Genomic DNA, 22,796 nt, shown 5'->3' on the forward strand with positions numbered 1-22,796 from the left:
GGTTCCGGCAAAGGCGGGGCCCCGGATTCGGTACGCCCACGATGGCCCCCGTACGTCGCCCGGGGCGTCAGTACTGGTACTGAACCCCGGTACGCAGAAGCGGTGTTGACCGCCCCCGCTCGCGGGATACTGCTGGGATGGCAGGCGACTTCGTCGGGCGGGCGGCCGAGCTCGCGTCCCTGGCCCGGCGGATCGAGGCCGCGGCGCACGGCACCGGATCGGTGCTGCTGCTCGCGGGTCCGGCGGGCATCGGCAAGAGCACCCTCGCGGCCGAGGCGCTGCGCCGCCACGCCGAGCCAGCGGGCCTCACTGTCGTACGGGGCCACTGCCCCCGGGATGCGGTGGCGCCCCCGTTGTGGCCGTGGCAGCGCGCGCTGCGGCACGCGGGGGTCGCCCCGGGGTTGTCCCCGGGGCAGCCGGAGCGGGCTCCCGCGGCTCCGGCGGACGCGGCCGACGCGGCGGCGGCGCGGTTCCTGGAACTGGCACGGATGAGCGAGGCGCTGGCCGCGGCGGCCGCCGAACGCCCGCTGCTCGTCCTGCTGGAGGACCTGCACTGGGCCGACACCGCCAGCCTCGATCTGCTCAGGCAGGTGACCGGGCAGGGGGACGACCGCGGGCTGCTCGTACTCGGCACCGTCCGGGAGCCGGTGCCCGAGGAGGCCGCCGGAGCCCTTACGGACCTGCGCCGCTACGGCGCCGACACGCTCCGCCTGGCACCGTTCAGCAAGGCGGAGGTCGCCCAGTGCCTGGGCTCGGAGGCGCCGGGAGCGGCGGAGGCGGCCGAGGAGTCGTACCGGCGCACGGGCGGGCTGCCGCTGCTCGTCGCCGCCCTGCGCACGCACGCGAGTGAGGACCTCGGCACCGTCGTCAGCGGGCTGCTGACCGGGCTCACCGCCGAGCAGCGGGAGGTCGTACGGGCCGCGGCCGTGCTCGGCGAGCGGCTCGAACCCGGCCTGCTCGCCGCCGTCCTGCCGGAGCGGGACGAAACCGTCGTCGCCGAGGCGCTGACGGCGGCCTGGCACGCCGGTGTCCTCACCGCCGCCGAAACCACGGCGGACACCGGACGCGCCTACCGCTTCGCCCACGACCTCGTACGCGACGAGGTGCTCGGCCGGACCACCCCCGCCACCACCCGTGCCCTGCACCGGGCCGCCGCACGGGCACTGGAGCTGGAGCAGGCCGCGGCCGCCGACCCCACCGAGGCGGCCCGCATCGCCGCACACTGGCGGCGCGCCGGCCGGGAGCCCGCCCACCGCGCCGCCGCCGCGCACTGGTCCCGGACCGCCGCGGAACTGGCCCGCGAGCGGCACGCCTACGACGACGCCGCCCGGCACCTGGCGCACGCCGCCGCCGTACTCGACCCGGCGGACCCGGACCGCGCCGCCGCACTCGTCGAGCTGGCCCGCGCCGAGTACCTCTGCGGGCGCTACGACGCCTGCTTGCGCCACTGTGCGGAAGCGGCGGCCGTGGCGCGAGAGGGCGGGCGGCCGGAGCTGCTCGCCGACGTCGCCCTTGTCCTCCAGGGCGTCAGCTTCCCGAAGGCGTCGGAGGCCATCACCCGGCTGTGCCGGGCCGCGCTCGCGGTCGAGGACCTGCCGGACGCGGTGCGTGCCCGGCTGCTCGCCCAACTCGCCGCCGCCTCCGCCGATCTCGATGCGCTCGACGCGGCGGCCGAACACGCCCGCGCCGCCCTCACCCTGGCCAGGTCCACCGGTGACCCGCGGGCGGAACTCGACGCGGCCCGGGCGGTCGAGATGACCCTCGCCGACCCGGACGACACCCCCGAGCGGCTGCGCCTGGGCGAGCTGACCGTGGCCCGCGCCGAGCGGCTGGGCGACCCCCTCTCCGCGGTGATGGGCCATGAGTGGCGCGTACAGGCCGGGTACCTGCTCGGCCGCCTGGACCTGGTGGACGATGCCATCCGAGGCATCGAGGAGGTGGCGGACCGGTGCGGACTGCCGCTGGCGCGGTGGCACCTGCTGCGCGTGAGCGCCGCGCGAGCCCTGTTGGAGGGGTGCTTCGACGCCGCCCGTCGCCACAATGACGACGCCGCCGAGCTGGCCCTGGCGGGCGGGGACGCGACCGCGATCGCCATGAACCACGTACTGCGACTCCAGTTGGCCCTGGTGCGCGGCGACGCCGCGGAGCTGACGGCGGACATGTGGCCCGTCCTCGACCGGGCGCCGCGCCGGCCGCTGCCGCTGTCGGTGCGGGCCCGGGCGCTGTTCCTGGCGGGGCGGCTGGACGAGGCACGGGAGGCCTACGCCCGGCTGCGCCCGATGCTGCCGCTTCCGACGGTGAACCCGTCCTGGCCGGCGGTGCTACTGCACATGGTCGACCTGATCGCCCTGGTCGGGGACGTGGAGGGCGCACGGCTGGTGTACGACCAGCTCGCGCCGATCCGGCCGTACCCCGGCGCGCTCGGCACGCCCACGGCGTACTTCTCGGGCACGGTCAGCCGCGACCTCGGGCGTCTGGCCGCGGTCGCGGGCCGCCCGGCGGAGGCCGAGGAGCTGCTGCGCGAGGCGCTGCTGCGCAATCGGGTGCTGGGCGCGCGGCCGGACGTGGCGCTGACGTGCCTGGATCTCGCCGCCGTGCGGCGCGACCGGGGCGCGCTGGCGGAGGCGGCCGGACTGGCCCGGGAGGCGCTGGCGATCGCCGAGCAACTGGGCCAGCCCGGCCCGGCCGCCGCCGCGGTGCGCCAGCTCGGTGAGATCGCCGCGTTGCGGGACGAGACGGACCCGCTCACACGGCGCGAACGCGAGATCGCGGAGTTCGTGATACGGGCGCGTACGAACCGGCAGATCGCCGCGGACCTGTTCATCTCCGAGCGCACGGTGGAGACCCATGTCCGCAAGATCCTTGGCAAACTCGGCTGTGCCAACCGGACCGAACTGGTGGCGCGGTGGGCGGCCGACGACGAGCGCGGGCACTGAGCTTTTTCAGAGTGGCCACTGATCGAGTGATGGCTGAGCCGAAGCACGCTAGTTGTCACATAGGCAGGCTTGCTGTCGCTGTGGCCGAGGCTGCATGCGTTGGGCTTGGCCAGCCTGAACACCGATGCCACCGAAGCTCGTTGAGGCAGTCAGGGGTTGTCAGTGGCTGGTGAGAGGATCACCGGCATGGTTTTCGTACGTACTACTCCGCCGCGGCCCGTGGACGTGACCGCGGTCTTTCCCGAGCTGGCGCCGTTGGCACGTCCTGCGATTCGGCTGCACCCTCGTCCCGGCTCGCCTTCGGTCGGGGAGAGCTCGGTCGGGGGGCCGTTGCTGTGGCCGGCTGAGGAGCCATGGCCGCACTGCGAAGCCTCGCACCTGCACCGTGACAGTGGGTTCCGCCAGTCGCCGGCCGAAGTGCGGCTCATAAGGCGCATGCGGGCCCGGTGGCACGGTGATCACGATGGTCCTGGGATAACGCCCGAGGAGGAGGCGATCAAGGAACGGAACGCCGCGAGGCTCGCGGAACGCCTCGACGCAGGCCCTCCGTTGCCCGCGGACTGCCCGGTCCCCATGCTGCCCGTGGCCCAGCTGTATCGGCGCGACATACCCCTGTTGCGGCCACCCGGACAGGATGATCTGCTCCAGGTTCTGTGGTGTCCCTACGACCACGATCCGAATTGGAAGCCGTCGACCGCGCTGTTCTGGCGGTCCGCCGCCGAGGTCGTCGACATCCTCGCCACACCGCCCGAGCCGTACGAGGTGAACTATGAGGGCTATGTGCCGGAACCGTGCGTGCTGGCACCGGAAGCGATCACCGAGTACCCCGCCAGCCTCGATCTGAGCCCGCAGATGCTGCTGATGGTGGACGACTGGAGCAGATGGCAGGCAGCCGGTGCCGAGGTGGACAGCTCCTACGCGGACTGTCCGCGGGACTTCTATGACATCCATCTGGCTGACGCGCCCGGCTGGAAGGTCGGTGGCTGGCCTCCGTGGGGCCGCACCGATCCCAACCCCCGATACTGCACTGTCTGTGATGTACAGATGGTCCCGCTGCTGACCATCGCCTCCTTCGAATGGGACGGCGGTGAGGGACACAGCTGGGCGCCTTTCGAAGAACAGGCCGCCGCCTACGCCGCCAACACCGTCGGTCATTGCTGTGGCCAGAACCCCTCGCAGCCGACCAAGGTCGAAGTCGGCAGCACCGACAACATGCAGATCTACATCTGCCCGACCTCTCCCGAGCATCCGCACACCGACCTGATCCAATGAGCTGTCGAGCCTGTCACACACCCTCCGCAGTCGGTGGAAGAAGTGCCGCCGCGTCAGAGTGTGCGACAAGCCGTTTGCCTCACGGCGGCGGGACCCGCAACGCACGAGGCTCCTGTGCCGTTGGGGGAGGCGTTCGAAGTCTCAACCCGTTGGCACAGGAGCCTCGTTGGTTTCCCATCCTGCCGCACTCGACCTGCCGCACGCGCTGGTTGAGTGAGTCACCATGCTCATCGTCACCCGTGAGGGTGACCGCCGCTGCAAGCTCCCACCGCACCAGCGCGCGCTGGTCGCCTTGGTGTACCTGCGCCAGCACGACACCCTCGCGCAGATCGCCGCCGGCTTCGGCATCTCGGTGGGCACCGCCCACGCCTACACCCACAGCGTGGTCGACCTGCTCGCGCTGCGGGCACCTGGCCTGCTCAAAGTCCTGCGTGAAGCCGACCCGGACTTCGTCCTGCTCGACGGCACCCTCGCCGCTGCGACCGCCTCGGCGACGGCCGGGCGGACTACTCCGCCAAGCACCGCCGCCACGGCGTGAACGTCCAGGTGGTCACCGATCTGACCGGACGCCTGCTGTGGATCTCGCCCGCCCTGCCAGGCCGGACCCATGACCTGACCGCGGCCCGCACCCACCGGATCATCCGGTTCTGCGAACGCCAAGGCGTCCCGATCCTTGCCGACCGCGCCTACATCGGCGCCGGACCGTGGGTCAGCACACCGGTCAGACGCCCACCCGGTCGCCACCTGTCACCAACCCAGCGCACCGTCAACCGCGCGCTCTCGGCAGTACGGGCACCGGTCGAACGGGGCGTGGCCCGCCTGAAGTCCTGGCGGATCTTCCACCACGCGCGCTGTAGCCCGAATCGAATGTCGTCAATCGCCGCTGCCGTCCTCACCCTGGAGCGCCAACGCTGAAATAGCTCACTGACTTCGGCTCGTAAGGTGACGTCGGTGTACCAAGGGCCGGGCCGGGCCGGTCGCGCAAGCCCCGGTGCCGCCGGGATTGGTACCGGGGTTGTGGTGCGCACGCCGAGGCCGGGAGGCCCTCAGCCCTGTCGGCGGCACCGAGTGTGTCGGCTCAGCCGGCCCGCTTCGGGTCCGTCCTGTGCTGAGCGTAGGTCATGAGACCTGCCGAGACTCCGGTGAAGACCAACTGACCCCACGCGGGTTCGATCAGGTAAGCGTTGACCGGGACGAGGATCGCGATCCAGGCACCGAAGATGCCCATCTTGAGCGCCATGCTTTACCCGACCTTCGATGAGAAGCATGCGGCAAGCGCGGCACCGGTTGCGTTTACCACTATTTCCTTCGCCTTCTTGTTGTCGATCCTACCGACCGTGAGCGCGGTAGCTCCCGCGATACCGGCCCGCTTCAGGCACCCCTTGTCCTTCTGGGTCAGGTCCTTCCCCAGCAGGGCCTTGCAGTACTTTTCCTTCTCCTTGCCGCTCTTGCTCTTGTCGAAGTAGCAGTTCGCGGTGTTGTACTCCTGCCGCGGATCCACGGCCTGCGCCGGGACCGCACCGAACGCGACTGCCCCCAGCACCATCGCGGAAATGACTCTGATCTTCATCCATGCCTCGTGCTCATACGCGGGGCCGGGGACCACGGGCTGCGGTCCCGCGATCACCCGATGGTCATGAGCACCCCTGATACGCGGCGGCGTCCAGCACGTTCTCGCTCAGGCCGACGATCTCGATGTCGCCGCCGCCGTCCCCGTGACCGGCGCCGTGACGGCGATCCACCAGGAGGAGCCACGGGTCGTGCTCCTCGACGCCTGCCCCAGCGGCGCCGACGCCTTGGCCGACGGGATCGGGACCATGTCACGGCCACCGCGGGTCTGTGTGCTCTCCCATTCCTTGGAGGAGGAGCATGTGGCCGCCGCGCTCGCCGCCGGAGCGTCCGGATACGTCCTCAAGACCACTCCGGCCGAGCAGCTCATCCCACTGGTCCGGTTCTTGGCCGACGGCTGGACCATGTTCTCGGCGGACATCAGCAGGGCTCTGACCGTGCGCTTCCTCACCGACGTCACGCGTGAGGCGTCGGCCGGCAAGCTTTCCCGCCTCACCGGTCGAGAGCGGGAGATCCTCGTACTGCTGGGCGCCGGGCTTTCGAACGCCGAGATCGCGCTGCGCCTCCACCTGGGCCTGGGAACCGTGAAGGACCACGTCAGCTCGATCCTCGGCAAGCTCGACGTCAGTAGAAGGGTTCAGGCCGCGCTCCTGGCGGACCGGGCCGGCCTCCTTACCACCCAGTGACGCCTGACTTCATCAACGCAGGTCGAGTGCCGGGGCAGTTGAGGTTCTGAGCTCCCACGCGTCTGAGCTCCCACGCGGCGGAGTGCCTAACCGACGAGAAAGGCCCCGCCCTCTTCGCCCGAGGGCGGAAGCACGACGCTCCTGAGGCCATGCGCATCTCCTGCCACAGGCTCCGGCGGCCGGGGCTGACCTCTCGGGCGGTGTTGAGGGCGCAGGGGAGTGAAGCGACGGCCGTTTCCGGTCTCGTAGCGCAGATTCGTGCATCCGGTCACGGATATTCAGCGGTGAGTCCGGCGCCCATTCCATGGAGGGCCGAGGCGTGAGCGGTGGATGATGAGGAGAGGCGCATGCTCTGCGAGCACGGTGGGAGAACGCTGACGGCGGTGATGGTGGTCGGGGGCGCGTTGCTGGCCCTCATCGCACCGGGCGCCGGAGCACAGCCGCCGCCCTCGGGCTCGGCACTGCTTGACGGCTGCGTTTCCGTCAACGCGAACCCCGGCGTCCCCGACGAGAACATCCGGTACCTCGTCCCTGCCGAGTTCACGCTCGCGACCGAGCCCGATCCGACCGACCCCGGAGAAGAGAGGGTGCCGCTATCGATCGGCGCCACCCATTGTGACGAGGTGACCGTCCAGCGTGCGAACGGACAGACGTCGACGCAGGAGACGGTCTACGCGGCGTTCCGGGTCCCGCTGGCGAACACACCGCAGGGTGAGACCGAGACGTTCGTGCGCACCTACCAGCTCTGGCTGGTGTCGAACAACCGGAACCTGATCAGTCTGCTCCGTGAAGAAGGCGGTGAAGAAGGAAGAGGGGCCGTGTTCCTGCCCGACCTGGCATGGGATCTGAGCTTCGACGACCCCACGCAACCGGTGCAGGACTTCACGTTCGAGGTGCAGTCGCCCCGCGCACCCTCACACTTCCGCATTGACGCGACCGTCGGCCGCCCGCTCCCGGTACCGAGGCAGAGGTACACCGCCGGCCACTTCAGTACGAACGAACGGGGCTGGATGGTGATCGATGGCGCATTCACGCTCACCGGCCTTGGCCTGGCGAGAGGCCAGGTGACCGCTGCCCCCGGCAGCCAGCTCGCCCAGGTCCTCTGCGGGGAAGACGGATCCTTCAGCGACCCCATCGGCACCGCGGCGTTCGAGCGGGACGACATCGCCGTTACGGTGCGCCCCAGGGACACGCAGCCCACGCCACGTGCCCAATGCCCGCCTCCGGACGCAAGCTGAATCCCGGGGCAGCGGTGCCGACTCCCGGGGTGTCGACGTTCACTGGCCGGGCGAGGGTGCGTCGGGACCCGCTGCCCGGATGAACCTGGTGAGGACAGCGGCGTATTCCTGTGGGTGAGTGACGTGCGGGATGTGGCCGGCGCCTTCGAAGGTCTGGCGCTGTGCTTGCGGCATGGCCATGGCCAGCCGTTCCAGGACCGTCGAGAACCAGGTGGGGCTGGCGCTGCCGCGGCTCAGCAGTACCGGCACGGTGCAGGCGGAGAGCCCGTCGAGGTCCAGTACGGCCCAGGTCGGGTCTGTCTGTTCGTCCAGCCATGTCTGGGCGTTGGTCACGAACGTCTCGCGCAGGGCAGCAGGCAACTGGTCCCACATGCCGGGGCCCATGGCCACCTCCTCCACGAACAGGCGTGCGCCCTGCTCGTTCTCGGCGTTGCGAAGGTGGTCCATCACCGCGTCGAACGAGGTCATCGTCGGCTGTAGCTGTGCCATGGAGTCCGGGTCGTCGGCCACGACCCCGATCAGCGGGGGTTCGTGGACGGTGATGCTGCGGAACAGTTCGGGCCGGCGTGCGGCCAGGCCGAGGACGATCGATGTGCCGAAGGAATTTCCGGCGACGTGCGCGGGGGCGGGACCGAGCTGTTCGATCAGCGTCGCGAGGTCGTCCTCGTCCTGTCTTCGGGTGCCCTGGCCCGGCGCCGTCTCACTCCGGCCATGGCCGCGGCGGTCGTACGTGATCACGGTGAAGGACGCGCGAAGGTCGGCTTCGATCGCGGGCTGCCAGCTCTTGTGGTCGTTCCACGAGCCGTGGACGAGGACGAGCGGTTCGCCTTCGCCTACGGCTTCGTAGTAGAGATTCACATCGTCGGCGCGTACCTGAGGCATGGCATGTCTCCTCTACGGGAATGGGCGACGGGTTTCGCCCGAGCGACGCCACGCAGGTCTCTATCAGCACCGTCCGCAGCCACGCTCGCCGCCGCGCCGTGGGGGACGAGCGCGGGAGCCCCGCTCTTCGGTGGTCCGTTCGGGCCAGCCGACGGCCCTGTCGCACGCGTAGCGCGGCCGCACCGCACAAACTGCGACACATGTGCGCACCACCGAAGAGATTCCGCCATCGCTGCTGGATCCTGCTCGCTGTTTGCCAGTTGGCTCTGGGAACGGCAGTGACGCCGTCCGCCACGGCCACACCACAGCACAAGCAGCAGCCCGAGTGCACGCACGAGCAGCGGCAGGCGGCCCTGCGGGAGGACCAGCGGCGCGTGCTGGAGTTGATCGGGGAGGAACACCGGGTTCTCAACAACAGTGAGGAGCTACGGGAACTGGGACGGCCGCGCCTCGCCAGCCAGACGGCGTACAACTTCCTGGACCACCGCTTCGCCAGCGCCCGGAACATGGGCGTCGGAATCGTCGACACCCTCGAACCGGTGGAGGGTGCGGTGGTCGAGCCGGGGCGGCCCGATGTGCTGCTCTACGCGCCCGACCCACGCGCCGAGAACGTGATCGACCCCGACGGGCCCGACTTCCCCTACACACTGGTCGGCTGGGCCTACGCGCCGAGCGGCTACAGCTACGCCGATTGGCCACAGGCGCTGCCGTGCATCGAGCGCGCCGACTGGTTCGTACACGAACGCAGCATCCATCCGGCCGACACCTGGCAGAACATCCCCGCCCCACCGAGGTTCGGCGAAGCATTCCCCGGTGCGGAACCGAACGAACTGCCCATCCTGCCGGACGAATGCACCCCAGCCCCCTGCCCGCCCGGCCTCCAGCACCCGCGCATCTGGGACATCCATTTCTGGCTCGGCAGCGGCGGCGTACCCAGCCTGTCGATCCTCAAGCCCGGCCGGCCGATCCGCGGCTGGGACCCGGAAGTCGGCCGCGGCTTCTTCTACCCTCCCCTGACCCCGCCGACCACCTCGACGACGCAGGAGGTGGCACGCCATGACGCGTAGCACCCGCGTACTGCACTGGGACGCCCGCCAGAACCAGTGGTGGAGCGCCCGGCAGGTGAAGTGATGCTGCACGCCACCGCGCCAAGGGTTCTGTTCGGCGCGGGACGGGGCGTCCTCAGATCGCAGGAGCCCGGATCTCCCCTCGGCCGGGCGCTCGAGGGCCGCCCGGAGGTCGCCACCGGCGCCGACAGCCAATAGGGGTATCGAGTGGGACCGGTCGCAATCAACAAGATCACCGAAGGTGCGTGGATCAAGTGCGTTCGCAATCCACCCGCGACACCTTGCACATGACTGAGGAGGTGGATGACGAAGGCCGGACTCGTCGATGCCAGGGACAGCGTCGTCCGGCCCCGAGCTGTCGGAATCCATTGGATGCCTCCATGGCCGAAGCCGTGAACTGTTGAGCCGAGGGTGCGCATGGCAGACCGACCCGGATTTCAGTGGCACCGGCTGATCTGGACCATCTTGCTGGTGGTGTGCGTCTCGTTCGCCGCCTTCACCATCGCGCCCCGGGTGCTCGCGGCATTGGGCATCGCCGTGCTCGTGGTACTCCTGGTCTTCTGGGTCGTTGTGCTCCCGAAACGGGTCGCCCCGCCGATCCCGCGTCATGCCCTGGAGCGCCTTGGCGAACGGGACCGTTGGGAACTGACGGATGCCCGGTTGAAGCTTCAGAATGAGCTGCGTACGACGGCGTTGCAAGCAATCGCGGGGCTCGCTGTACTGGCAGGCGCATTTCTGGCCTTTCAGCAGCTCCTCGCAGACGGGCGACAGGCCGCCTCCAACAGAGAGCTGACCCGGCAAGGCCAGGCCAGCGAACGATTCACTCGTAGCATCGATCAACTCGGCAGTGAACGCACCGAGACACGAATCGGCGGCGTCTACGGACTGGAGCAGATCGCGAGGCAGTCGCCCGACAGCCGCCTGCCCGTCATCGAGGTGCTCGTGGCCTACCTGCACCGCCGTGCCGGCAGGCGGCCAGAGTCCACCGCGTCGCCGGCTCCCACCCCTTCACCACCCCGGGAAACGGGCGAGTATCGGATCCCTGAGCCCGAACTCGACCCCGATGTGCAAGCTGCGGCCACAGTGATCGCTCGACGCCGAACCGCACCGACGGATCCACACCTGGACCTCAGCCGGCTCAGCCTTGCATGGGTGGACATGCCGGGCGCCAAACTGGTTGACGCAAACCTCATTTTCACCAACATGCGGTTCGCAGACCTGCGTAACAGCGACATGCACTCGACCGTTCAGAACCATCTCCACCCCGACTACCGTGTGTCTCTCAGAGAAGCAAACCTCTCCAACGCACAATTGCAGGGCGCGGACTTGAGCGGCGCGGGGCTCGCACGGGCGAAGCTGAAACATGCGAACCTCCAGGGAGCCAATCTCCGAAACGCTTACCTTGTCGGGGCGGATCTCAGTGGAGCTCATGTGGAGGGGGCGGACCTACGCGGCGCGGTCGCCGACCGCGCCACGCTGTGGCCGGACGGCTTTGATTGGCGTCGGGCCGGCGTCACCTGCCCGCGGTGCTAGGCCACGTCCGGAGGCTCCCTTGGCGGAGCTCCTTCCATATGGGGGCCTGTGGCGTGACGAGCGAGCCCGAGCACGACAGGGACGCGAGACCCCGTCCGGCTCAAGGGCCTCGGAGCAGGGGAACTCGTCATTGAATCTGCGGGAGAGCCGCGCGTAGGAACCGCGGTCGGTCAAGCCCCTCGCCGGACCCGCCAGTCCGCCCGGCGAGGCATCAGCGTGGGCGGCGGGTGACCAGCCACAGGCAGATGGTGGGAGGCAGAGCACTCGCCACCGCTGTGACCAGGGCTGCTGTCGCCAATGGTTCGCTGAGGGTGGGCAGCACGGCGCTGCGTGCCCCTTCAGCGGCCCGTACGGTGACCTCGCAGCCCTCCTCGGTCATGCTCATGCTGTCGCCGAGTCCGTAGCCGGTGTCGAACACTCCTTGGCGGCGGTGGCGTCGGCGACGAACCACAGCAATGCCGCCAGGCCGGCGAGTCCGAGCGCCGCCCCCAGACCCACCCTGCGCAAGAGGCGGTCGTGGTCGTGGGCGTGTCGGCCGTGCTGGTCGTGCGTGGTCATGCGGTCAACTTCCTCGGAAGGGCCTGGGTCAGTCTGTTGGCCGGGCAGCCCAGGGTGCTGCCCACCGCCCGACGGCAGGGTGACCTCCCTGCTGCGCTCAAGACCCGGCCGGCGTCCTCCGGGCCCCTGTAGGGCCTCTGGATCTTGGTCTGAACGGATGAACGGGGGTCGCCACCCTGGAGTGGCGACCCCCGTTCTCACGTTTCCGCAGGTAGAAACGATTCTGCCCGCGTAGCGCCTGGTGGGGCGGGTGGGACTCGAACCCACGGCCGACGGATTATGAGTCCGCTGCTCTAACCGGCTGAGCTACCGCCCCTTACGGCGCGTCGCGCACATTTGTGCGCGCCGTCTGCCGCAGCATAGCCGCTCATACGATCTCCTGCTCCGGATGGTCGGCAACGCACGACCATGAGGACTGCCCTGCGGCCCGCGCGGTTCCATCCGGAGCGGTATCCGGGCGGAAAATGCGGAAGAGGGCCCCGAAGGACCCTCTTCCTGCACCGCTCCCCCGGCTGGACTCGAACCAGCAACCCTCCGGTTAACAGCCGAATGCTCTGCCAATTGAGCTACAGGGGATCGCGCTCCCCCGACTGGACTCGAACCAGTAACCTGCCGGTTAACAGCCGGCTGCTCTGCCAATTGAGCTACAGGGGATTGCTGCGTTGCACCGAACGTACCCACCTGGGGTCTCCCGGGCGGCGCTCGCTCGCTGCGACACATACATTAGCGCAAGCAGGGGGGTGCTCCGCCAATCGGTTCCCCGGGGTGATCTCCGGCCCTTACGGGTAGGCGGCCAGCACCGACGCCTACGGAAGGTGGCAGCCATGCGGTACAAGCTCACGTTCGTCGTTGGACTGGCCATCGGTTACGTCCTCGGCACACGAGCCGGGCGGGAGAAGTACGAGCAGTTGCGCAAGTCGGCGCGCCAGTTCTCGCAGAACCCGGCCGTGCGCAACGCCGCCGAGACGGCCGCGCACACCGGGCGGGAGGTGGCCGGCAAGGCGCTGCACACCGTCAGCGACAAGGTCGGCGACCGGATGCCCGAGTCGGTCGCCGAGCGGGTGCGCTCGCTGAAGGAACGCAGCCAGGGAGGCGGCGAGGACGAGTGGGGAACCAGTAACACCTAGCGTGCGGCAGAATCTGTCCCCATGGGGATAGTCGCCGGGTTGGACAGTTCGTCGGGTTTCACGCGCATCGTCGTCTGTGACACGGAAACGGGTGCGGTGCTGCGGCAGGGCTACGCGCCGCATCCCGTCGAGCCGAAGGCCACCGAGGTGGACCCGCAGGCGTGGCTGCTCTCCCTCGGGGAGGCCGCCTCGGGCGGGCTGCTGGAGGGCGTGCAGGCCATCGGCGTCTCCGCGCAGCAGCACGGGCTGGTGCCGCTGGACCGGCAGGGCTCGCTGGTGCGGCCCGCGCTGGTGGGCAACGACAAGCGCGCCCAGGTGGCGGCCGCGGACCTGGTCGAGGCGTTCGGGGGACGTCAGGCGTGGGCCGAGGCCGTCGGGGCCGTACCCCAGTCGGCCATGGCCGTGTCGAAGCTGCGGTGGCTCGCGCGTACGGAGCCGGAGGCTGCGGCGCGCGTGGCGATGGTGCTCCAGCCGCACGACTGGCTGGTCTGGCAGTTGCTGGGGCGGCCGGTGCGGCGGACGACGGACCGGGGGGCCGCGTCGGGGACGGGGTACTGGTCGGCGGGGACGGGTGCGTACCGGCCGGATCTGGTGGAGCTGGCGCTGGGGCACCAGGCCGCGCTGCCGGAGGTGCTGGGGCCCGCCGAGGCCGCCGGGATGACGCCGGAGGGCCTGCTGATCTCGGCCGGTACGGGCGAGACCATGGCGGCCGCGCTCGGGCTTGGGCTCGGGATCGGGGACGCCGTCGTGTCGCTCGGGGCGTCCGGTTCCGTGATGGCGGTGCACCACGAGGCGCTGGCCGATCCGCGTGGGATGATCACGGCGTTCGCGGACGCGGCGGGGATGCACCTGCCGGTCGTGTACACGTCGAACGCGGTCCGGGCGCTGCGCGGGACCGCCGAGATGCTGGGCCTGGACGGGGGCCTGGAGGAGCTGTCGGCGCTGGCGCTCAAGTCGACGCCGGGCGCCTCCGGGCTCGTCCTGCTGCCGTACCTGGAGGGTGAGCGCACCCCGCAGCTCCCGCACACGGCCGGCACGCTCAGCGGGCTGCGGCGCGAGTCGATGAAGCCCGAGCACCTGGCGCGGGCGGCGTTCGAGGGCATGCTGTGCTCGCTGGCGGACGCGATGGACGTGCTGCGCGGCCGGGGCGTGGAGGTGCGGCGGGTGTTCCTGCTGGGGGCGGCGGCCGAGCTGCCCGCTGTGCAGGCGGCCGCGCCGGCGATCTTCGGCGCACAGGTGGTCGTCCCCCAGCCGGCCGATTACGCGGCGCTGGGTGCGGCGCGGCAGGCGGCGTGGGCGCTGGGCGTCTCGCAGGGCGTGCTGTCGCCGCAGGCGCCGCCGGCCTGGCAGGGCGCCGCGGCGCAGGTCTTCGAGCCGGGCGAGGAGCTCGCGGTGGGCCAGGCGGTGCGTCAGCAGTACGGCGCGACGCGCGAGCAGTTGCACCCCGGAGCCTTCTCCTCGTAGCGGAGTGCGGCAAAGGGCCGGGAAACCGAGTCGTAAGCGGGGGCACGTCCGGCGATAGTTGAACCGTGCTCAGACAACTTCTCCGGATCCATCTGGGGCCGTACAGGCGGCCCATAGCCCTCTTGGTGGCGCTTCAGCTCTTGCAGACCTGCGCCACCCTCTATCTGCCCACGCTCAACGCGGACATCATTGACAACGGTGTCGTACGCGGCGACACCGGTTACATCCTCACGTTCGGCGCACTGATGATCGCCGTCTCGGTGGTGCAGGTCGTCTGCAACGTCGGCGCGGTCTACTACGGGGCGCGCACCGCCGCGGCGCTCGGGCGGGACGTGCGGGCGGCGGTCTTCGACCGGGTGCAGTCGTTCTCGGCGCGGGAGGTGGGGCACTTCGGGGCGCCGTCGCTGATCACGCGGACGACCAATGACGTCCAGCAGGTGCAGATGCTGGTGCTGATGGCGTTCACGCTGATGGTGTCGGCGCCGATCATGTGCGTGGGCGGCATCATCATGGCGCTCGGGCAGGACGTGCCACTGTCCGGGGTGCTGCTGGCGGTGGTGCCGGTGCTGGGCGTCTCCGTCTCACTGATCGTGAAGAAGATGCGGCCGCTGTTCCGGACGATGCAGGAGCGGCTGGACACGGTGAACCGGGTGCTGCGCGAGCAGATCACCGGCAACCGGGTGATCCGCGCCTTCGTGAAGGACGCCTACGAGCGGGAGCGGTTCGAGCGCGCCAACGCCGACCTGACCGACGTGTCGATGTCGACCGGCAAGCTGATGGCGCTGATGTTCCCCACCGTGATGACGGTCGTGAACGTCTCCAGCGTCGCCGTGGTCTGGTTCGGTGCGCACCGCATCGACAGCGGCGGGATGGAGATCGGCGCGCTGACGGCGTTCCTGGCCTATCTGATGCAGATCGTGATGGCCGTGATGATGGCCACGTTCATGTTCATGATGGTGCCGCGTGCCGAGGTGTGCGCCGAGCGCATCGAGGAAGTGCTGCGTACGGAGTCGAGCGTGATCCCGCCGGTGGCCCCGGTGCGGGAACTGCGGCGGCGCGGGCACCTGGAGGTGCGGGGCGCGGACTTCCGCTACCCGGGCGCCGAGGAGCCGGTGCTGCGCGGGGTCGATCTGGTGGCCCGGCCGGGCGAGACGACGGCGATCATCGGGTCGACGGGCAGCGGCAAGTCGACGCTGCTGGGGCTGGTGCCCCGGCTGTTCGACGTCACGGGCGGCGAGGTGCTGGTCGACGGCGTGGACGTGCGCGAGCTGGACCCGGCGTTGATGGCGCGGACGGTCGGGCTGGTGCCGCAGAAGCCGTACCTGTTCTCGGGGACCGTGGCGACGAACCTCCGGTACGGGAACCCCGACGCGTCCGACGAGGAGCTGTGGCACGCGCTGGAGGTGGCGCAGGCCGCCGACTTCGTCCGGGACCTGGAGCACGGCCTGGACGCGCCCATCGCGCAGGGCGGGACGAACGTGTCGGGCGGGCAGCGGCAGCGCCTGGCGATCGCGCGGACGCTGGTGCAGCGGCCGGAGATCTACCTGTTCGACGACTCCTTCTCGGCGCTGGACTACACGACGGACGCGCTGCTGCGGGCGGCGCTGGCGGCGGAGACCGCCGAGGCGACGGTGGTGATCGTCGCCCAGCGCGTGTCGACGATCCGTGACGCCGACCGGATCGTGGTCCTCGACGAGGGCCGGGTCGTGGGGACGGGCCGCCACCACGAGCTGATGGCGGACAACGAGACGTACCGGGAGATCGTGCTCTCCCAGTTGACCGAGGCGGAGGCTGCCTGATGGCGGGGCCGGCGGCAGGACGGATGATGGCGGCGGCCGGGGCGGGCCCCGACCAGCGGTCGATGGACTTCAAGGGGTCGGGCAGGCGGCTGCTGCGGCAGCTCCGGCCGGAGAAGGCCACCCTGTGGGCGATGCTGGCGGCCGGGGTGCTGAGCGTGGCGCTCACGGTGGTCGGGCCGATGATCCTGGGGCGGGCCACCGACCTGGTCTTCGCCGGGGTGGTCGGGCGGGACATGCCGGACGGGCTCACCAAGGAGCAGGCCGTGGCGGGGCTGCGGGCCGACGGGGACGACGGGCTCGCGGACATGCTGTCGGGGGTGGACTTCCACCCGGGGCAGGGCATCGACTTCGCCGCCGTCGGCGGCGTACTCATGGTGGTCCTGGTCGTGTACGTGGCGGCGGGGCTGCTGATGCTGGTGTCGACGCGGATGTCGATCCGGGTGATCAACCGGACCGTGTACCGGCTGCGGGAGGACGTGCAGGCCAAGCTTGAGCGGCTGCCGCTGTCGTACTTCGACCGGGCCAAGCGCGGTGAGGTGCTGAGCCGGGCGACGAACGACATCGACAACATCTCGCAGACCATGCAGCAGACGATGGGCCAGCTCATCAACTCGGCGCTGACCATCGTCGGGGTGCTGGTGATGATGTTCTGGATCTCGCCGCTGCTGGCGCTGGTCGCGCTGGTGACGGTGCCGCTGTCGGTGTTCGTGGCGACGAGGGTGGGCAAGCGGTCGCAGCCGCACTTCGTGCAGCAGTGGAAGTCGACGGGCAGGCTCAACGCCCACATCGAGGAGATGTACTCCGGGCACGCCCTGGTGAAGGTCTTCGGCCGGCAGGGCGAGGCGGCGGCCGACTTCCGGGAGCAGAACGAGGCGCTGTACGAGGCCGGGTTCCGGGCGCAGTTCAACAGCGGGATCATGCAGCCGCTGATGTTCTTCGTCTCGAACCTGAACTACGTCCTGGTGGCGGTGGTGGGCGGGCTGCGCGTGGCGTCCGGCACGCTGTCCATCGGCGACGTCCAGGCGTTCATCCAGTACTCGCGGCAGTTCTCGATGCCGCTGACGCAGGTGGCGTCGATGGCGAACCTGGTGCAGTCCGGGGTGGCCTCGGCGGAGCGGATCTTCGAGCTGCTGGACGCGGAGGAGCAGGAGCCGGACACCGCTCCGGTGCCGGGCGGCGTCTGGGAACCCGCCGGGCGGGTCACGCTGGAGAAGGTGTCGTTCCGCTACGAGCCGGACCGGCCGCTCATCGAGGACCTGTCCCTGTCGGTGGAGCCGGGCCAGACGGTCGCGATCGTCGGCCCGACGGGCGCCGGCAAGACCACGCTGGTCAATCTGCTGATGCGGTTCTACGAGGTGACGGGCGGCCGCATCCTGCTGGACGGGGTGGACGTCACCGGGATGACGCGGGACGAGCTGCGCTCCGGCATCGGCATGGTGCTCCAGGACACCTGGCTGTTCGGCGGCACGATCGCCGACAACATCGCCTACGGCGCCTCGCGCCCGGTGACGCGGGAGGAGATCGAGGCGGCGGCCCGGGCCGCGCACGCCGACCGGTTCATCCGGACCCTGCCGGACGGGTACGACACCGTCATCGACGACGAGGGCGCGGGCGTCAGCGCGGGCGAGAAGCAGCTCATCACCATCGCGCGGGCGTTCCTGTCTGACCCGGTGATCCTCGTCCTGGACGAGGCGACCAGCTCCGTCGACACCCGTACGGAGGTGCTCATCCAGAAGGCGATGGCCCGCCTCGCCCACGGGCGGACGAGCTTCGTCATCGCGCACCGGCTGTCGACCATCCGCGACGCGGACGTGATCCTGGTGATGGAGAACGGCGCGATCGTCGAGCAGGGCTCGCACGAGGAGCTGCTGGCGGCGGAGGGCGCTTACGCCCGCCTGTACGCGGCGCAGTTCGCGCAGGCGGTGGCGGAGGTCGACTGACGGGGGCGGTTCAGTCCAGGTAGCCGCGCAGTTGGTCCGCGAAGGCGTGGTCCCGCAGTTTGTTGAGGGTCTTGGACTCGATCTGGCGGATGCGTTCGCGCGTCACGCCGAAGATCCGTCCGATCTCCTCCAGGGTGCGGGGCCGGCCGTCGACCAGGCCGTAGCGGAGCTGGACGACCTTGCGTTCGCGCTCGCCGAGCGTGGACAGCACGGCCTCCAGGTGCTCGCGCAGCAGGAGGAACGCCGCGGACTCGACGGGGGACGCGGCGTCGCCGTCCTCTATGAGGTCGCCGAGCGCGACGTCGTCCTCCTCCCCCACCGGGGCGTGCAGGGAGACCGGCTCCTGCGCGAGGCGCAGCACCTCGCCGACCCGCTCGGGCGCCAGGTCGAGGTGGGCGGCGACCTCGTCGTGGGTGGGTTCACAGCCGCGCTCCTGGAGCATCCGGCGCTGGACCCGTACGACCCGGTTGATCAGCTCGACGACGTGGACCGGGACGCGGATGGTGCGCGCCTGGTCGGCGAGGGCGCGGGACATGGCCTGGCGGATCCACCAGGTCGCGTACGTCGAGAACTTGTAGCCGCGCGCGTAGTCGAACTTCTCGACCGCCCTGATCAGGCCGAGGTTGCCCTCCTGGACGAGGTCGAGCATGGTCAGGCCGCGGCCGACGTAGCGCTTGGCGACGGAGACCACGAGCCGCAGGTTCGCCTCGATGAGGCGGCGCTTGGCCATCCGGCCCATGACGACCAGCCGGTCGAGGTCCAGGGCGAGCTGGGAGTCCAGGTCGGGGGTGCTGGCGAGCTTCTCCTCGGCGAACAGGCCGGCCTCGACGCGGCGGGCCAGCTCGACCTCCTCGGCGGCGGTCAGCAGCGGTATGCGGCCGATTTCGCGGAGGTACTGGCGGAAGAGGTCGGAGGAGGCGCTGCCGCCGCCCGAATCGGCGGCGGCACGGCTGCGGCTGGGAAGCGGCACGTGCTCGGGTTCGTCCGGATCGGTCACGGCGTCGGGCAGGGCTTCCGGGTGGTGCGGCCGCATGCCCTGTACGGGCACGGCGGTGGCGGTGGCCGTGGCCGCGTCGATGTCGGTCAGGGTCCGGGGCTGCACGAGGGCGACCTCCATGGTGATCGCTGCCGGGTCGGGGGCGTGCGGCAGCGGGACGGCGGCGGCCGTGCCCACCGCCCCCAGTGTGGGGTACGACACATCACCGCCAGTAGGGGCGTGCGACCACTTTTTGCGACCGATCGGTGACGTGCGGACACGATCCCGCCCGGGGGTCCGGGGGTTGCCCCCCGGGAGATGCAGCGCGACCGATCGGTGACGTGCGGACACGATCCCGCCGGGGGTCCGGGGGTTGCCCCCGGGAGATGCAGCGCGACCGATCGGCGACGGGCCGACACCATCCCGCCCGGGGATCCAGGGGTTGCCCCCCGGGAGATGCAGCGCGACCGATCGGCGACGGGCCGACACCATCCCGCCCGGGGGTCCGGGGGTTGCCCCCGGGAGATGCAGCGCGACCGATCGGTGACTCGACGGCGCCGGGGGGCTAGAGCGCTGCCGCTCCCTGGTTGCGGAGGGACTGGGCGTACTGCTGGAGGACCCAGAGCTCGTTCTGGACGGCGGCCAGGTGGTCGGGGTCGCCGTGGGAGCCGAGGCGGGCGAGGGTGCCCTGGACGTCGCGGACGCGGCGGTCGACCGCGCGGAGGCGGACGGAGACCAACTGCGTGCCCGCGTACGTCTCGTCGACCACGCGGGCGTGGATGGCCTCCACGGCCAGCTCGGTGACCAGCGCGCGCACCGTGTCGTTGGGGGCGGCGTCCCGGACCCGGGCGAGGTAGTCCGTGGCGTCGGCCACGCCCTGCTCGGCGCCGCCCGCGTCCGCGATGGCCTGCCGCACGGCGGCGTAGGGCGGGGCGGTGAACTCGTCGATGCCGTACGCGTCGAAGGCGGGCGAGACGAGGGCCGGGTACTGGAGGGCGAGCTTGAGCAGTTCCCGCTCGGTGCGGTGGGCGGGGCTGCGCAGGTTGAGCGCGGGGCCGGAGGGCGCGGCCGGGGCCTGCACCACGGGCGCGTGGCGGGTGGGCGCCGGCGCCGGGCCCCGGCCGCCGCGGTCGCGGGCCCAGCGGGCGAGCTGGGCGACGCGCTTGACGACGAACTGGGTGTCGAGGATGCCGAGCATCCCGGCGAGCTGGACGGCGACCTCGTGCTGCGAGGCGACGTTCTTGATGCGGGCGACGATCGGCGCGGCCTCGTCGAGGGCGGCGGCGCGGCCGGCCGGGGTCTCCAGGTCGTACCGGCCGACGATCTGCCGCAGCGCGAACTCGAAGAGCGGGGTACGGGGCTCGACGAGGTCGGCGACCGCCTCGTCGCCCTTGGCGAGGCGCAGCTCGCAGGGGTCCATGCCGTCCGGGGCGATGGCGATGTACGTCTCGGCGGCGAACTTCTGGTCGTCCTCGAAGGCGCGCAACGCGGCCTTCTGGCCTGCCGCGTCGCCGTCGAAGGTGAAGATGACGCGGGCCGAGCCGTTGTCCATCAGCAGCCGGCGGAGGATCTTGATGTGGTCGCCGCCGAAGGCGGTGCCGCAGGTGGCGATGGCGGTGGTGACCCCGGCGAGGTGGCAGGCCATGACGTCGGTGTAGCCCTCGACGACCACGGCCCGGCTGGACTTGGCGATGTCCTTCTTGGCCAGGTCGATGCCGTACAGCACCTGGGACTTCTTGTAGATGGGCGTCTCGGGCGTGTTGAGGTACTTGGGCCCGTTGTCGTCGTCGCGGAGCTTGCGCGCGCCGAAGCCGACGACGTCGCCGCCGACGTCCCGGATCGGCCACATCAGGCGGCCGCGGAAGCGGTCGATGGGGTTGCGGCGCGACTCCTGGGCGAGCCCGGAGACGAGCAGCTCCTTGTCGGTGAAGCCCTTGCCGCGCAGGTAGCGGGTGAGGTGGTCCCAGCCGGCCGGGCTGTAGCCGACGCCGAAGTGCTGGGCGGCGGCCTGGTCGAAGCCGCGCTCGGCGAGGAACTTGCGCCCGATCTCGGCCTCGGCGCTGTCCAACTGCTCGACGTAGAACTGGGCGGCCGCCTTGTGGGCCTCGATCAGCCGGATCCGCTCGCCGCGCTGGTGGCCGGGGTTGTACCCGCCCTCCTCGTAGCGCAGGGTGATGCCCGCCTTGGCGGCGAGGCGCTCGACCGTCTCCGAGAAGGAGAGGTGGTCGATCTTCATCACGAAGGCGATGGTGTCCCCGCCTTCCTGGCAGCCGAAGCAGTGGAAGAGACCCTTGCTGGGGCTGACCTGGAAGGAGGGGGACTTCTCGTCGTGGAAGGGGCACAGGCCCTTGAGGTTGCCGCCGCCGGCGCTGCGGAGCTGGAGGTACTCGGACACGACGGCGTCGATCGGGACCGCGTCCCGTACCGCCTTCACGTCGTCATCGTTGATCCTGCCGCCTGCCACGCACGAATTCTACGGGTGGGGCAGGACATCACCGAGCGGTGTCGCGGGGTCGGCGAGGGCCTCGGGGTCCACGGGCGTACGGGAACGGACGAGGTCCTGGATGCCGGGTGTGACGTCCCACACATTCACGTTCATCCCGGCGAGCACGCGGCGCTCCTTCAGCCAGAAGGCGATGAACTCCCGCTTGCCCACGTCGCCGCGGAGCACGACCTGGTCGTAGGAGCCGGGCGGCGCCCAGCCGCTGTACTCCATGCCGAGGTCGTACTGGTCGGAGTAGAAGTACGGGACGCGGTCGTAGGAGACGTCCTGGCCGAGCATGGCGCGGGCGGCGGCGGGGCCGCCGTTGAGGGCGTTGGCCCAGTGTTCGACGCGCAGCCGGGTGTGCAGGAGGGGGTGCTCGGCGGCGGCCACGTCACCGGCGGCGTAGATGTCCGGGTCGGAGGTGCGCAGCGAGGCGTCGACGGCGATGCCGCCGCCGTGGGCGCGGTCGACCAGGGCGAGCCCGGCGTTCTCGGCGAGGGCGGTGCAGGGGGCGGCGCCGACCGCGACCAGCACGGCGTGGGCGGGGTGCTCCTCGCCGTCCTCGGTGCGGGCGGCCAGCACCATGCCGTCCTGGCCCACGATCTCGGTGAGGCGGGTGCCGAAGCGGAAGCGGACCCCGCGCTCGGCGTGCAGGTCGGTGAAGAGCTGGCCCAGCTCGGGGCCGATGACCCGGTACAGGGGGGTGGGGTCCGGTTCGACGACGGTGACCTCGGCGCCGTATCCCCGCGCGGCGGCGGCGACCTCCAGGCCGATCCAGCCGGCTCCGGCGATCACCAGGTGGCCGTTGTCGCGGCCGAGTGCGGCGAGGGTGCCCTGGAGCAGGTCGGCGTTGGGGAGGCGGCGCAGGTGGTGGACGCCGGCGAGGTCGGTGCCGGGGATGTCGAGCCGGCGCGGCTCGGCGCCGGTGGCCAGCAGCAGTTTGTCGTAGCCGATGGTGGTGCCGTCGCCGAGGCGTACCGTCCGGGCGGTGCGGTCGACGGCGGTGACGGGCTGGCCGAGGTGCAGCTCGATGTCCTTCTCCGCGTACCAGCCGGACTCGTGGACGAACGCCTTCTCGCGCGGTTCCTTGCCGGTGAGGTAGCCCTTGGACAGGGGTGGGCGTTCGTAGGGCGGGTCGACCTCGTCACCGATGAGGATCACGCGGCCGGTGAAACCTTCGGAGCGGAGTGTCTCCGCCGCCTTGGCCCCGGCCAGTCCCCCGCCGACGATGACGAAGGTCTGATCTGCGTCGACCACTTGTTGC

General features: G+C 70.7%; 18 protein-coding genes, 3 tRNA genes and 1 pseudogene. 11 read left to right on the forward strand and 11 right to left on the reverse strand.

The genetic code is table 11. The features are described from left to right. Window positions 1-137: 137 nt before the first annotated feature. From AB0J57_RS19380 to AB0J57_RS19390, 3 genes and pseudogenes are all read left to right on the forward strand, one after another. Window positions 138-2,936: an AAA family ATPase gene (locus AB0J57_RS19380; protein WP_366129428.1), complete on the forward strand. Its 2,799-nt coding sequence runs from the start codon at window positions 138-140 to the stop codon at window positions 2,934-2,936. 186 nt (window positions 2,937-3,122) lie between these two features. Beyond that, on the forward strand, window positions 3,123-4,208 hold the full coding sequence (locus AB0J57_RS19385; protein ID WP_366129429.1) for a hypothetical protein: 1,086 nt from the start codon (window positions 3,123-3,125) through the stop codon (window positions 4,206-4,208). A 223-nt stretch (window positions 4,209-4,431) separates the two neighbouring features. Further along, window positions 4,432-5,123: pseudogene (locus AB0J57_RS19390) on the forward strand (transposase family protein). Between the two features lie 163 nt (window positions 5,124-5,286). On the opposite strand, the gene AB0J57_RS19395 reads toward AB0J57_RS19390, so the two are convergent. Then, window positions 5,287-5,448 carry a hypothetical protein gene (locus AB0J57_RS19395; RefSeq protein ID WP_366129430.1) on the reverse strand — a complete coding sequence of 54 codons (162 nt, stop codon included), beginning with the start codon at window positions 5,446-5,448 and terminating at the stop codon, window positions 5,287-5,289. Between the two features lie 3 nt (window positions 5,449-5,451). Next, window positions 5,452-5,778: a hypothetical protein gene (locus AB0J57_RS19400; protein ID WP_366129431.1), complete on the reverse strand. Its 327-nt coding sequence runs from the start codon at window positions 5,776-5,778 to the stop codon at window positions 5,452-5,454. Between the two features lie 190 nt (window positions 5,779-5,968). On the opposite strand from AB0J57_RS19400, the gene AB0J57_RS19405 reads away from it, so the two are divergent. Further along, on the forward strand, window positions 5,969-6,463 hold the full coding sequence (locus tag AB0J57_RS19405) for a response regulator transcription factor (protein WP_366129432.1): 495 nt from the start codon (window positions 5,969-5,971) through the stop codon (window positions 6,461-6,463). Between the two features lie 347 nt (window positions 6,464-6,810). Then, window positions 6,811-7,701: a hypothetical protein gene (locus AB0J57_RS19410; RefSeq protein WP_366129433.1), complete on the forward strand. Its 891-nt coding sequence runs from the start codon at window positions 6,811-6,813 to the stop codon at window positions 7,699-7,701. Window positions 7,702-7,740: 39 nt separating this feature from the next. On the opposite strand, the gene AB0J57_RS19415 is transcribed toward AB0J57_RS19410, so the two are convergent. Continuing rightward, on the reverse strand, window positions 7,741-8,583 hold the full coding sequence (locus AB0J57_RS19415) for an alpha/beta hydrolase (RefSeq protein ID WP_366129434.1): 843 nt from the start codon (window positions 8,581-8,583) through the stop codon (window positions 7,741-7,743). A 278-nt stretch (window positions 8,584-8,861) separates the two neighbouring features. Between AB0J57_RS19415 and AB0J57_RS19420 the strand changes: the two genes are divergently transcribed. After that, entirely contained in the window at window positions 8,862-9,650 is a 789-nt protein-coding gene (locus AB0J57_RS19420) for a hypothetical protein (protein ID WP_366129435.1), read from the forward strand. Window positions 9,651-10,067: 417 nt separating this feature from the next. Then, window positions 10,068-11,183 carry a pentapeptide repeat-containing protein gene (locus AB0J57_RS19425; protein ID WP_366129436.1) on the forward strand — a complete coding sequence of 372 codons (1,116 nt, stop codon included), beginning with the start codon at window positions 10,068-10,070 and terminating at the stop codon, window positions 11,181-11,183. 211 nt (window positions 11,184-11,394) lie between these two features. On the opposite strand, the gene AB0J57_RS19430 is transcribed toward AB0J57_RS19425, so the two are convergent. The 5 genes from AB0J57_RS19430 to AB0J57_RS19450 form a co-directional block, all read right to left on the reverse strand. Further along, window positions 11,395-11,568 carry a hypothetical protein gene (locus AB0J57_RS19430; protein WP_366129437.1) on the reverse strand — a complete coding sequence of 58 codons (174 nt, stop codon included), beginning with the start codon at window positions 11,566-11,568 and terminating at the stop codon, window positions 11,395-11,397. Further along, on the reverse strand, window positions 11,565-11,741 hold the full coding sequence (locus AB0J57_RS19435; RefSeq protein ID WP_366129438.1) for a hypothetical protein: 177 nt from the start codon (window positions 11,739-11,741) through the stop codon (window positions 11,565-11,567). Before AB0J57_RS19435 ends, AB0J57_RS19430 begins: the two co-directional genes overlap by 4 nt. 239 nt (window positions 11,742-11,980) lie before the next feature. Next, window positions 11,981-12,057 (reverse strand) — tRNA-Ile (locus AB0J57_RS19440). Between the two features lie 187 nt (window positions 12,058-12,244). After that, window positions 12,245-12,317 (reverse strand) — tRNA-Asn (locus AB0J57_RS19445). A 5-nt stretch (window positions 12,318-12,322) separates the two neighbouring features. Beyond that, window positions 12,323-12,395, reverse strand: a tRNA-Asn gene (locus AB0J57_RS19450). Window positions 12,396-12,565: 170 nt separating this feature from the next. Here AB0J57_RS19450 and AB0J57_RS19455 point away from each other — a divergent pair. The 4 genes from AB0J57_RS19455 to AB0J57_RS19470 all read left to right on the forward strand — a co-directional run bounded on the left by AB0J57_RS19455 (window position 12,566) and on the right by AB0J57_RS19470 (window position 18,071). Further along, the gene (locus tag AB0J57_RS19455; protein ID WP_366129439.1) at window positions 12,566-12,868 is read left to right on the forward strand and encodes a YtxH domain-containing protein; all 303 of its coding nucleotides are present in this window, start codon (window positions 12,566-12,568) and stop codon (window positions 12,866-12,868) included. A 21-nt stretch (window positions 12,869-12,889) separates the two neighbouring features. After that, window positions 12,890-14,332, forward strand: coding sequence for an FGGY family carbohydrate kinase (locus tag AB0J57_RS19460; RefSeq protein ID WP_366129440.1), 1,443 nt, complete (start codon window positions 12,890-12,892; stop codon window positions 14,330-14,332). Between the two features lie 65 nt (window positions 14,333-14,397). Further along, a complete protein-coding gene (locus tag AB0J57_RS19465) occupies window positions 14,398-16,131 on the forward strand; it encodes an ABC transporter ATP-binding protein (protein ID WP_366129441.1) in 1,734 nt (577 codons plus the stop codon). Then, window positions 16,131-18,071: an ABC transporter ATP-binding protein gene (locus AB0J57_RS19470; RefSeq protein WP_366129443.1), complete on the forward strand. Its 1,941-nt coding sequence runs from the start codon at window positions 16,131-16,133 to the stop codon at window positions 18,069-18,071. The genes AB0J57_RS19465 and AB0J57_RS19470 overlap by 1 nt, the downstream gene beginning before the upstream one ends. Before the next feature lie 10 nt (window positions 18,072-18,081). Here the strand turns inward: AB0J57_RS19470 and AB0J57_RS19475 are convergent, their stop codons facing one another. The 3 genes from AB0J57_RS19475 to AB0J57_RS19485 all read right to left on the reverse strand — a co-directional run bounded on the left by AB0J57_RS19475 (window position 18,082) and on the right by AB0J57_RS19485 (window position 22,789). Continuing rightward, window positions 18,082-19,188 carry an RNA polymerase sigma factor gene (locus tag AB0J57_RS19475; protein WP_366129598.1) on the reverse strand — a complete coding sequence of 369 codons (1,107 nt, stop codon included), beginning with the start codon at window positions 19,186-19,188 and terminating at the stop codon, window positions 18,082-18,084. Between the two features lie 424 nt (window positions 19,189-19,612). Then, window positions 19,613-21,511, reverse strand: coding sequence for a DNA primase (dnaG, locus tag AB0J57_RS19480; RefSeq protein WP_366129444.1), 1,899 nt, complete (start codon window positions 21,509-21,511; stop codon window positions 19,613-19,615). 9 nt (window positions 21,512-21,520) lie between these two features. Beyond that, window positions 21,521-22,789 (reverse strand): FAD-dependent oxidoreductase, encoded by a 1,269-nt coding sequence (locus AB0J57_RS19485; protein ID WP_366129445.1) that lies wholly within the window; start codon window positions 22,787-22,789, stop codon window positions 21,521-21,523. Window positions 22,790-22,796: the final 7 nt, after the last annotated feature.

The organism is Streptomyces sp. NPDC049837 (assembly GCF_040674455.1).
Lineage (GTDB): Bacteria > Actinomycetota > Actinomycetes > Streptomycetales > Streptomycetaceae > Streptomyces.